The 11,861-nt window shown below is 54.4% G+C and carries 10 protein-coding genes; all 10 read right to left on the bottom strand.

Annotated elements, in window-relative coordinates; all coding sequences use genetic code 11:
• Positions 1-13 precede the first annotated feature (13 nt).
• Entirely contained in the window at positions 14-1,192 is a 1,179-nt protein-coding gene (locus KRX19_03080; protein MBV7433999.1) for a VWA domain-containing protein, read from the bottom strand.
• Entirely contained in the window at positions 1,182-2,006 is an 825-nt protein-coding gene (locus KRX19_03085) for a MoxR family ATPase (GenBank protein MBV7434000.1), read from the bottom strand. Before KRX19_03085 ends, KRX19_03080 begins: the two co-directional genes overlap by 11 nt.
• Positions 2,007-2,072: 66 nt before the next feature.
• Positions 2,073-3,434 carry a TolC family protein gene (locus KRX19_03090; protein MBV7434001.1) on the bottom strand — a complete coding sequence of 454 codons (1,362 nt, stop codon included), beginning with the start codon at positions 3,432-3,434 and terminating at the stop codon, positions 2,073-2,075.
• A 2-nt stretch (positions 3,435-3,436) separates the two neighbouring features.
• Entirely contained in the window at positions 3,437-5,359 is a 1,923-nt protein-coding gene (locus KRX19_03095; protein MBV7434002.1) for a MacB family efflux pump subunit, read from the bottom strand.
• A complete protein-coding gene (locus KRX19_03100; protein ID MBV7434003.1) occupies positions 5,359-6,522 on the bottom strand; it encodes an efflux RND transporter periplasmic adaptor subunit in 1,164 nt (387 codons plus the stop codon). The genes KRX19_03095 and KRX19_03100 overlap by 1 nt, the downstream gene beginning before the upstream one ends.
• Before the next feature lie 128 nt (positions 6,523-6,650).
• Positions 6,651-7,475, bottom strand: a complete 825-nt coding sequence (locus KRX19_03105; GenBank protein ID MBV7434004.1) for a transferrin-binding protein-like solute binding protein — start codon at positions 7,473-7,475, stop codon at positions 6,651-6,653.
• A 119-nt stretch (positions 7,476-7,594) separates the two neighbouring features.
• Positions 7,595-8,851: an FtsX-like permease family protein gene (locus KRX19_03110; GenBank protein MBV7434005.1), complete on the bottom strand. Its 1,257-nt coding sequence runs from the start codon at positions 8,849-8,851 to the stop codon at positions 7,595-7,597.
• A complete protein-coding gene (locus KRX19_03115; protein MBV7434006.1) occupies positions 8,848-9,561 on the bottom strand; it encodes an ATP-binding cassette domain-containing protein in 714 nt (237 codons plus the stop codon). Before KRX19_03115 ends, KRX19_03110 begins: the two co-directional genes overlap by 4 nt.
• Positions 9,539-9,970, bottom strand: coding sequence for a hypothetical protein (locus tag KRX19_03120; protein ID MBV7434007.1), 432 nt, complete (start codon positions 9,968-9,970; stop codon positions 9,539-9,541). The genes KRX19_03115 and KRX19_03120 overlap by 23 nt, the downstream gene beginning before the upstream one ends.
• A gap of 2 nt (positions 9,971-9,972) precedes the next feature.
• Positions 9,973-11,772: an alkaline phosphatase gene (locus KRX19_03125; GenBank protein ID MBV7434008.1), complete on the bottom strand. Its 1,800-nt coding sequence runs from the start codon at positions 11,770-11,772 to the stop codon at positions 9,973-9,975.
• Positions 11,773-11,861 lie beyond the last annotated feature (89 nt).

Here is an 11,861-nt window from a genome sequence, read left to right on the forward strand (position 1 = left end):
TTCCTCATTGAGTTTAGGTCAGTGCGCGCATTGCTTCATCAATACCCGCAACCGTGAGCGGATACATGCGCTCGTCGATGAGTTGCTGGATCATGGCGACGGATTGGGTGTACGGCCAGTAGCGCTGGTCGGCGGGGTTGAGCCACACGAGGTGATCGAAGTGGTCGGTGAGGCGTTTGAGCCACACGGCGCCAGGTTCTTCGTTCATGTGCTCGACGCTGCCGCCGGCGTAGGCGATTTCAAACGGGCTCATCATCGCATCACCGACAATAATCACGCGCCAGTCGCTGCCGTAGCGGTGCAGCAGGTCGGAGGTAGGGATGCGTTCTTGCCAGCGGCGCGCGTTGTCCTGCCACACCGATTCGTACAGGCAATTGTGGAAGTAGTAGTGCGCGAGATGCTTGAACTCGCTGCGTGCAGCAGTGAATAGGCTTTCGCAAAAGGCAACGTGGTCGTCCATCGAGCCGCCAACGTCGAACAGCAGCAATACTTTGGCGGCGTTGTGGCGCTCACGGGTCATTTTTAGGTCGAGGTAACCGGCATTTTTGGCGGTGGCGGCGATGGTTGCATCAAGGTCGAGGATGTCTTCTGCGCCGTGACGGGCGAAGATGCGCAGGCGTTGTAGCGCAACCTGAAACTGGCGCACGTCAAGGGCGCGTTGGTCGTCGAGGTCTTGAAAGTGACGTTCTTCCCAGACTTTGATGGCGCGGCGGTGGCGAGACATGCCTTGCCCGATGCGGAAGCCTTGCGGGTTGAAACCAAATGCACCGAATGGCGAAGTGCCGCCGGTGCCAATCCATTTGTTGCCGCCTTGGTGACGCTCTTGCTGTTCTTTGAGGCGTTGCTGGAATTTTTCCAGTAGTTCGTTGAGGTCGCCTTGCGCTTGTACTTGCGCCATTTCTTCGTCGCTGAAACTGCGCTTGAGGGCGTTGTTGAGCCAATCTTCGGGGATGTTGAGGTCGTCGATGCTCAAATCGAGCGATTCAATGCCTTTGAAATAGGCGGTAAAGGCGCGGTCGAATTTGTCGTAGTGGCGTTCGTCCTTGACCAGTACCAGGCGCGACAAGTGGTAAAAGTCTTTTATCGAGGCGAAGACGAGGCGCTTGTCGAGTGCGTTAATCAGGTCGAGCAGTTCGCGGATGGTCGCGGGTACGCCTGCGGCGCGGACGGCACTGAAAAAATCAACGAGCATGGAAATTGCGATTGATCAGTGCCAAATCCTGTTCATTTTTGAGCAATGCGCCGAGCAGTGGCGGCAAGTCTTTGCCGCTTTGGCGCATGGCGTCGATGCCGAGGTCGTCGGCCATCAGCAGCTTGAGCCAGTCGAGCAGTTCCGAGGTCGAAGGCTTTTTCTTCAGCCCGTGAACCTCGCGCAGGCGATAGAACACGGCGAGCGCTTCTTCGACCAGCTTTTGTTGCACGTCAGGATAATGCGCTTGCACGATTTGGCGCATGGTGTCGCGGTCGGGGAAGTCGATGTAGTGGAAAAAGCAGCGGCGCAGGAACGCAGCGGGCAATTCTTTTTCGTTATTCGAGGTGATGATGACCAGCGGACGGTGCTTGGCGACGATGTCTTGATGCAATTCGTAGCAGTGGAATGCCATGCGGTCGAGCTCGAGCAGCAGGTCGTTGGGGAATTCGATGTCGGCTTTGTCGATTTCGTCAATCAGCAGCACGACCCTCTCATCGCTGGCAAAAGCTTGCCACAGTTTGCCGCGTACGATGTAGTTGCTGATGTCGTGAACTTTGTCGCTGCCGAGCTGTGAGTCGCGCAGGCGTGATACGGCGTCGTATTCGTAGAGCCCTTGCTGTGCTTTAGTGGTGCTTTTGATATGCCAGCTCAGTAGTGGCATATCGAGCGCAGCGGCGACTTCTTCGGCAAGCACGGTTTTGCCGGTGCCGGGTTCGCCTTTAATTAATAGTGGTCGCCCGAGTACGTTGGCGGCATTGACCGCCTGCCGCAGGGCATCGGTGGCAATGTATCGTTCGCTGCCGGTAAATTGCATAGGAAATTCCCAATGGTTTTTAGTTATCCCCAATTACAGCAAATTGTGTGGATAAATGCCACTTTGTTATTCATGACCGCCGCCGAGGGCAAGAGTGAGGTCGACGCTGGCGATGAGTTGTGCGTGGCGGTTGGCGAGCAGTGCTTGTTCGGCATCGCGTTGGCTTTGTTCGGCGTCGAGCAGGGTTTGCAGGCTGTCAGCGCCGAGTTGATAGCGATCTTTAGTGATTTGCGTGAGTTTGCGCGTTCGTTGCAGGGATTGTTGCAGTAGCTGCTGTTCGCTGGTGGTGCTTTGTCGTGCGAGCAGGGCGCTGTTGACGTCTTGCAGGGCGCGGTAGAGCTTTTGCTCGAAGTCGTTGAGCGCTTGCTGGTAGTTGAGTTCGCTTTGTTGTTTGTTGAGGGTCAGTTTGTGGCTTTGCAGGAAAGGCAAGGACAGGGTTGCGCCAAGGCTGCTAACCGGATTGCTGAGTAGTTGTGCGAGGTCGATGCCGCCGCCAGACAGTCCGGCGCTGAGGTTGATGTCGGGGTAAAAGGCGCGTTCGGCTATGCTGACGTCATTGAGCTGCTGTTGCAGGCGGTATTGTGCGGCGCGCAGGTCGGGGCGCTGGCGCAATAAACTAGCGGGTAGCGGTGCGTTGGTAGCGGGTAATTTGAGTTCGGCAATTGGTGGCGGGTTGAGGGTGAGCAGTTGTGGCGGTTCACCGAGCAGGGTGGCGAGTTGCAGCAGTTGTTCTTGACGGTTTTTGTTGAGGTTGGCGGTGTTGATTTTCTGCTGGTTGAGCGCCTGTTCACTACGTATTACATCCACTTGCGCGACGTCGCCAAGGGTAAAGCGGTCGCGCATGCGCTTGAGGTTGTCTTGTTGGTAGGCGAGGGTTTGCTGGTTGAGGCGGATCTGATCATTGAGCCATGCAAGGTTGAAATACGCGCGTACAACGTCGCCAATCAGGCTGAGGCGGGTGGTGAGGAGGTCTTCATTGCTCGCTTCTGCTTGCCACACGGCATTGGATTCGGCAAGACCGAGTTTTTGCCACAGGTCGAGCTGGTAGCTGGCGCTGAAACTGCTGGCAAAATTGCGGCTGCTGTGTTCGCCGTCGAGTGGGCGGCTGATGTTGCCACTTGCCGAGCCGCTGAATTGTACGGCGTTGTCGGCTTGGTTCTGGCTAACGCCGAGGCGGGCTTTTTGCCAGTTGAGCGCGGCGTCGCGCAGGTTATGGTTATGGGCAAGTGCGCGCTCGATGAGCTGATTGAGTTCATTGCTGCCGTACTCGCGCCACCATTCTTGCTTGAGTGCAGCGCGTTCGTCAACCGGTGCGAATAGCCATGCATCGGGGACGGTGATTTGCGCGATGTCTTGTTGTGCATCGTGCGGGGTAAGCGAAGCACAGCCGCCGAGGATAAGCAGGGTAATGGGCAGTATTTTCTTCATGGTTATTCTCGTGATAGGGCTTGTACAGGGTCGAGGCGGGCGGCGTTACGCGCGGGCAGGTAGCCAAACAACAGACCAATTTCAGTGGCACAGCTGAATGCGGTGATGATGGCAGCGGTTGAGTAAATGAGTTGGAAGCTGCTGCCGCTGAGTGCAACGAGCTGACCAAGCCCAAAGGCAAGCCCGATACCGAGTAGCCCGCCGAACAGGCATAGCATGATCGCCTCAATTAGAAATTGGCGCTGAATGTCGCTTGGGCGTGCGCCGACTGCCATGCGGATGCCGATTTCTTGAGTGCGCTCGGTGACGGATACCAGCATGATGTTCATCACGCCGATGCCGCCGACGACCAATGAGATGAGAGCGATTGAGGCAATCAGGAGGGACAAGACTTGGGTGGCGTTGGTGATTGCTTGGCGTAGGCTGTCGGCGTTGAATAACGAGAAATCTTTGCTGCCGTGGCGGCGGGTGAGGATGCGGGTGATGGCGTCTTCAGCGACGCCGCTTTTGACATCGTCAGCAATGCGTACGCTGATGCTGCTGACGTGGTTTTGCCCGAGTAGGCGGCTCATCACCGAGGTATATGGTGCCCAGACGCTGATGTTGTTGCCGCTAAACTGGCGCTTGTCGTTGCTGACTACGCCGATGACTTTCGCCGCCATACGCCCGAGCAGGATCACTTTGCCAAGAGGGTCGTCGTCGGCAAATATGCGCTTGGCACTGCTTTGGTCGAGGATGACGACGGCGGCGTTGCTGTCAATATCTTTGGCATTGAATAGGCGGCCTTGGATGAGCTGACGGTTTTGTACCTGAAAATACTGCATACCAACGCCTTCGATGCTGGCGTTTAAGTCGAGGTTGGCGTAGCGCAGGTTAGCGTTGCTGGAGACGTTGGGTGTGGCGCTGTCGACAAAGCTTTGTTGCGCGAGGATGTTGGCGTCGTCGGCGGTTAGGGTGTGGATACGTGCTGAGCGGCGGTCGCCGAGTTCGCCGGGGTAAATTTCGATGGTGTTACTGCCGAGGTCGCTAATATCGGCGAGGACTTGCTGCTGTGCACCTTGGCCAAGGGCAACGACGCTGACCACGGATGCGATGCCGATAATGATGCCAAGCATGGTGAGGAAAGCGCGCAGTTTATGCCCGATGATGGCACGTAAAGCCATGTGGAATGCTGAAGTATAGCGGGCGAAGCTGAGCCGAGATGGCTTGAGAGGGCTAGGCGGCGCGGGTACGGGTTCGACAGGTTTACTGCGGCTGTCATTGATGATGCGGCCGTCTTTGAGCTCGATGATGCGGTCGGCGCTGGCGGCGATTGCGGGGTCGTGAGTGACGAGGATGATGGTATGCCCGGCTGCGTGCAGTTCGCGCAAAATTGCCATCACTTCTTGGCCGCTGTGGCTATCGAGTGCGCCGGTGGGTTCGTCAGCAAAGATGATTTTGCCGCCGTTCATTAAAGCACGCGCGATAGAGACGCGCTGCTGCTGGCCGCCGGAAAGTTGCGCCGGTTTGTGTGTGGTGCGGTCGGCGAGGCCGAGACGGGTAAGCAGTTGATCGGCTCGACGCAGCCCTTCTTCACTTGGCACACCGGCGTAAATCGATGGCAGGGCGACATTTTCACGGGCGCTGAGGTCGCTGATCAAATGATAGCGCTGAAAAATGAAGCCAATATGCTCACGGCGCAGGCGGGCGCGCTCGTCGATACTCAGATTGGCAGTATTGTGGCCGTCGAGGGTGTATTCACCGGCAGACGGGCGGTCGAGGCAGCCGAGGATATTCATCAGCGTCGACTTACCCGACCCCGAGGCACCAACAATTGCAACCATTTCGCCTGCTTCAATATCGAGGTCGATGCCGTGCAAAATGGTGGTCTGTTGATCTTCCTGACCAAAGTGGCGGTATAGACCGCGAACCTCAATCAGCGCCATTAGAAACCGCCATATTGGTCTGGAGTTGTACCACTGCCTTGGCTGATGATCACTTCTTCGCCTTCTGTGAGGCCATCAAGTACTTGTGCATTGACGCCGTCTTCAATACCGATGGTTACTTGGCGGCTTTGCGGCTCACCATTAACCAGCACTTGTACGCTGTCTTGCCCCTGTTCATTGGGGGTAATTGCGGTCAATGGAACCAGTAGGACATCGTGTGCTTGTGCAGTGATGATGGTGACGTTCGCAGTCATGCCGATGCGTAGTAGATTATCGGGGTTGGCGGCATCCATCTTGCCATAATAGTAAACCGCGCCATCACTGCTCTTGCTGTTATTACTGACGCTGAGTGGCGCGGGATCAATAGACTTTAATGTGCTGTCGAAGCGACGGGCTGGGTTGCCGATCAAGCTGAAATAGGCGGGCATCCCGGCGCGCACTTTGCTGATGTCGGCTTCGGCAATTTCCGGCTTAACCACCATGGTGTCGGTTTGTGCAATTTTGACCAAGGTTGGCACATCCTGCACCGCGTTGACCGTCTGCCCCTGCCCGACCAATACCGCAATCACCGTGCCATCAATCGGGGCGGTAACGCTGGTGTGACCGAGATTTAGCCCCGCGTTATTGAGCTCGATACGGCTGGTTTCAACCGCCGCTTTGGCTTGCTCAACGCTGGCTTTTGCGCTTTGCAGCGCAGCGTTAGCTTTCTCAACTGCTTCTTTGGCAACCGCACCACGGCGCAATAAAGCACGCTGACGGTCGTAGGCTTGCTGTGCTTCATTGAGTGCCGCTTGCGCGCTTTGTAGCCCGGCTTCCTGACTTTGCAGCTGCGCCTGCGCGGTATTTCTGCTGTTGATTTGGCTGCTTGCATCAATTTCTGCGATCAGATCTCCGGCCTTGACCACATCGCCAATCGCCACTGATAGCGTACTGATTTCCCCCGATACCTGCGCACCGACGTCAACCTGCTTTGCTGCTTCCAGTGAACCACTCGCCAGTACCGATGATTCTATATCACCACGGGTTACTGCTGCAGTGAGATATGGGGGTGGGGCATTTTGTTCGGCTCGATACTGATAATACTTCCAGCTGGCCGCAATAACGATAATAAGCAAAATAAACAGCCACTTTTTTCTGAAAATGGCTCGTCGGAATGTGTTCATGAAATACGCATTGTGATTGTAATGCAGGAATTTTACGCACTTCCATTGTTTTGTATTCGTAACATTTTGTTAGTTTTGATAATAAAAAACCCCGTAACAGCGTTACGGGGGGGTAGGATGTGGGGAAGTTACTGTTTTGTAGCACCAAATATGCCGCCAGTCCCTTCCTGTTTTGAAGATGCATATGTGCCTGCTAATTCTGCACCATTTGACCCGAAGAACATGCCATCTGTGGCGATGCCATCTTGCTCACCGGTAAAAGTGTGACCATGGATCTTAGCGTGAATGTCTACTAAGGGATCGTCCTGTCCCGAGATGACACCGGATACAGTCCTCTTGCCAAAATCAACATGGAAAGAAGCATTTGTTTTATAGCCTTTATGGGTTGGCGAAAAATGGATGGCCTGGCCTTGGTAGTTTGCCGTACCAGAAACAGGCATATCTGTGGTTATTGCGCCGTGATAAAAGATATAATTGACTTTTTCTGCTTTATCTCGCAGATAGCCGTAGCGAGCATGAGTAAGCTCGTTGCCAATGATCATTTCTTCGCCATTGTTGACTAAATGAAAGGCTTTGCCATCGATGATCAGGGTATCAATATTATCTTCGGTCACAGCGCTTAGGACTTCTCGCCTAGTATTTGGATTCGGCTTATCCTTGTCTTCTACCCTAATGTAGCCCCCTCGATATTTACCGCTTATATAGCCACCATATACATCTTTTCTACCGTCATTTAGACCATCGCCATAAATATGTTTAGAGCTGTTGCTATTATTGCTGGAATTATTACTACTAGAATTATCACTATTGGTATGAGCCTGACTATCCGTATTGTGGGCGTCATGATGGTTGTTTTGCTGTGGGTTGGTGTGGTCACTTCCGTTACTGCCGCCACCGCAAGCTGCTAAGGCAATGGTGCTGGTTAGTATGAGCGTGATATGGGTATATTTCATAATTTTGGCCTTGTTGAAATATTGATTAAGTCATGACATGAGATGTATGATTTGTTTAATATATGTTTTTATTATAAAAATGGCAAGAAGAACCTTTTTAAACAAGTCTTTAAACTCCCCTAATGCAATATATCCGCCGGAGCGCTACGGTAGTGGCGTAGGGATGGGATGAGCAGGGTCACAGCGGCGACGGCAAACAGAATCAGCAGTAGCTTGGTGTCGTCGGCGGTGAAATGCACGGGCAGGACGAAGCCGTTTTGCTCGGTGATGACGCTCGACGCAGCACGCGCGATGAAATAGCCGATACCGGCACCGAGCACGATGGCGCTGGCAATCATGACCAGTAATCCGCTCCATACCAGCAAGAATATGCGCCCGCGTGGTGCGCCAAATGCACGAAGTGCGGCGATGTGGCGCTGTTGTTGGTTGAGGTAGATGGCGATGATGACTGCAACTGCAAGCGCGACGAGGATTTGCGTGACCACCGCAATAATGGTCAGTAGCTTTTTCGCATCACCGAGCGTGCCGTAGAGTCGCACCAGCACTTCGCCGGGGAATACCGCTTGTGTGCCGTTGCCACGGTATTGGCTGCGCATTTGGTACGCACCGGCGATGCTTTTTGGCTTGACGATGACCGCCGGTGCACCGGCTTGTGCGCTGTAGTCGATTGGCTCGTGCCATGTGGGTGGTGCGCTGTGCTGGTGGGCGTGGCTTTGTTCGCGCAAGGGTTTGCTGTGGTCATGCTGGTGGTCGTGATGTGCTTCGCTATCGTGCACCAGCCATACGCTTTGAATGGGGACAAGGATGGATTGATCCCACACGCTGCCATCTTCGGGCAAGATGCCGACCACGGTGTAAGCAGTGCTGTCGTGGGTGTGTGCGTCGGGGTCGCCAATGTTGCCGTGCATCGGGATGATGGTGTCGCCGATGGCAAGTCCGCTGCGTGAACCGGCAACGGCTTCGTTGTGGTGGGTGAATACGCGCCCCTGTTGCATATTGCGCGTGCCGCCGAGGGTCAGCAGAGCTTCGTTAACGCCAACAATCGGGTGACCTTGATAATAGTCACCAAAGCCAACCGGTGAGGACCATGCGGTCAGCGGGTTGTTGTCGATATCGGCAAGTTGTTCGGGGGTGAGCAGGCTGAGTGCGCTGGCTTGTAAAAAGACGGTCGAGAGAACGAGCTGGGTTTCGCTACCGGGCGCACCAATGACGAGGTCGAATTTGTCCGCGGCACGGGCGCTGCCCTCGCGCAAGGCGCGCTCTTGCAGGTTGACTGCAACCGATAGCGCGGTAGTGGCGGCAATGAGCAGGACGATAAACAGGCTACCAATCGGGTGGCGGCGCAGGTTGTTGGTGAGAAAATGGAGTGCGGTCATGATTGTGCCCCGCTATCAAGGGTAGTGCTGAGGATGCGGCCGTGCTCAAGCACGAGTTGCTGGTTAAGGCTGTCACGCATCATTGGGTCGTGGCTGACGCAGATGAGTGTGGCATTGTGTTCGTGGGCAATGTCGCGTAGCAGGTTGGCAATGTGTGTGCCGTTTTCGGCATCGAGGCTGGCGGTGGGTTCGTCAGCGATGAGAATATCGGGGGTGGTGAGCAGGGCGCGGGCAATGGCGATGCGCTGCATTTCACCGCGTGAATGGGTTTCGGTGCGCTGCTCTGGTCGGGCAATGCCAAGGCTGATGAGTAATTCATGAGCGCGTTGTTTTAATGGACTGGGCTTGGGGAAGCAGCGGATGGCGTGTGGTAGCAATACGTTATCAAGCGCGGACAGTCCTTCGATTAAATGGAAATCCTGCATGATGAGCCCGATGTGCTTGCCGCGCCACAGGTCGCAGGCTTTGGCACTGAGCGCGTGGATGTCGGTATCGCCCCACAAGACGCTACCGGCTGTGCCGCGTGCGAGGCCGCAAAGATGGTTAATCAGGGTGGTTTTGCCACTGCCTGATGCGCCACTGATGGCGAGGCTGTCACCGTGTGCGAGGTGCAGGGCGGGAATATCGAGAATCGGCGTTTGCTGGCCGGAGATGGTGACGGTCAGGTTGTTGATGGTGAGGTTCATATCAAAGGGTTTTGAAACGGGCATCACGTAGGCGTAACTGGCTGACGAAACCGGTGTCGGGGTCTGTCCACGAGCCGATGTCGAGTGTGCCTTCGACACTGATGCGCTGGTTAAAATCGACGAAGGTTTGTCGTTTGTCGAGGTAAACGACCATGATGTCGGCCGGCCAGTCTGCATCGCTGGAGCAGAACGGGCAAACACTCATCGGCATTTTGGTGAGGACAAAAAACTGCGCTTCGGCTTTGAGCGGTGGCGCCATAAAGCCCTCAATGCGCACGGTATTGCCGACGTTCTCTTTAACCGTGTCGGAAAAAGCCAAGCCCAACGGCGAGAAAGTGCCATAAAGGCCATCGAAATCGAGCGTTACTGCGTGACAAAGATTAACGAAAAAGAGGAGCGCACCGAGGCACGCTCCTTTGATTGCTTTAACCATGATTACTTGGCTGTGTTTTCAGGTGAGAAATCAACAGCATCATCAGGGCGCTGGGTTGGCTCGTCCTGCAAGCGGCTGGAGAGCGACAGTGCATCAGCCATGACCTTGAACGCATCGCTGTTTTCCATGTAGCCGTGGAATGCTTCTGCGCCAGGGCCTTGTGCAGTCAGGATAACGTCGTCAACCGCGTGTACACCGGTGCTGGCATTGTGTGGCAAGTTACCGATGCGCAGCTGTGCGCCTTCAACGTCTTTGTACTGTTCGTTGGCAATGTAGTTACCGTTTTCATCCTTGATCGCAGGAACGAATGTGCCATCGAGTTTCGGACGGTAGGTTTCGTAGTGGTCAGGGAAGTTGTTGTAGAACACCGCGAGGCGCTTGCTTACGTCGAGCTTGTCTGGGTAGCCGTCGCCGTTTTCATCGGTATAGTTCGGGTAGCCGGCTTCATTGTATGTACCGACTTTGTCGCGCATTTCGCCTTCTTTGTCATCATCAACCGTACCGACGATGCCAATACCGTGGGTATGGTCAGCGGTGACGATAATCATTGTATCCGGATGCTCTTCGGCAAATTTCTGCGCGATTTCAACCGACTTGTCGAGCATGATGGTGTTCATGAACGAGCGTTCCCAATCGAGCGGGTGTGATGCCTTATCGATCAGCGCTGATTCAACCATCAGGAAGAAGCCTTCGTCATTGTCTTTAGAAAGAATGTCGAGTGCAGTTTGGGTCATGGTAGTGAGATCAGGCTGGTCAGGGAAGTTTTTGGTGACATCATTCTCAGCAAAGGCACGGTCGTAGATACCGTCCATATTTCCGGTGTGGAACAGGCCGAGCAGCTTGGTGGTGTCTTGCGGCAAGCTGGTCAGTTCGCTGTTGTTGGTGACGACGGTATAGCCCTGATTTTGGAACTTCTCGACATAGTTGATGTCATCTTTGCGCTTTGAGCCGGGGGTGCTTTGCGGCAGGAAGTATGCTGAACCGCCGCCGAGCACAACGTCAGGCTGGGTGTTGTAAATCATGCCGACGATTTTGTCTTTATCAGCGCGACGACGGGTGTGTGCGACAACCGCAGCAGGGGTCGCATCTTCAATTTCTGCATCAGAGACGATACCGAATTTCATACCGGGAATACGGCGTACCATTTCGCCAATGGTTTCATGGCGTGGGTGATTGAGGTTGTCTTCTGAGCGGCTCAGATATACGCCCAGTGCGTTAACTGCTGATTTATGACCAGTCATATACGCGCTCATGGTGTTCGCTGAGTCAGCAGCGATGGTGTCTTGTGAAGACGTGCCGATCATCGCCATGTATGGCATTTGATCCATAGCCAGCTTGCCGTTGGCTTTACCTTCAGCAACGCCCTTGGAAAGAATACGTGCGCCAGTGCGGTTCGCGACACTCATGCCGTCACCGAGGAAGAAAATCACGTTTTTAACCTTCGGTGCTTCAGGGTTGGCATACACTTCCCAAGATACACTGCTGGTCTTGTCGCCTTCTTTGACTTCAATGGTGTATTCACCCGCATCTTTTATGCTTGCATCACGCAGCCAAACAGACGATACCGGCTGGCCGTCTTCACTTTCAACAAATTCATAGCTGCCAGCTAGAGCATCCTGCAATGGTTGGCCGTTGACAGTAATCTGTACATCATCAGCATTAACCTGACCATCGTACTCGACCTTAACGTCAAATTTTGAGCCGGCAAGGATAGTTGCGCGGTCAAGCGGATAAATGGTTGCTGCTTGTGCATGCAAAGCCAGTGCCGCAGAAATGGCAATCGCCAGTGAAGAAAAACGCATATTTCATCTCCAGAATGTTTGCAAAAACGTGATACAGGCGTATCAGTTGTCGCGTATTTTGGGCGGTGAATATTGCAGAATTGTGTCAA

The sequence above is a fragment of the Cardiobacteriaceae bacterium TAE3-ERU3 genome (assembly GCA_019218315.1).
In the GTDB taxonomy this organism is placed as follows: Bacteria; Pseudomonadota; Gammaproteobacteria; order Cardiobacteriales; family Cardiobacteriaceae; genus JAHUUI01.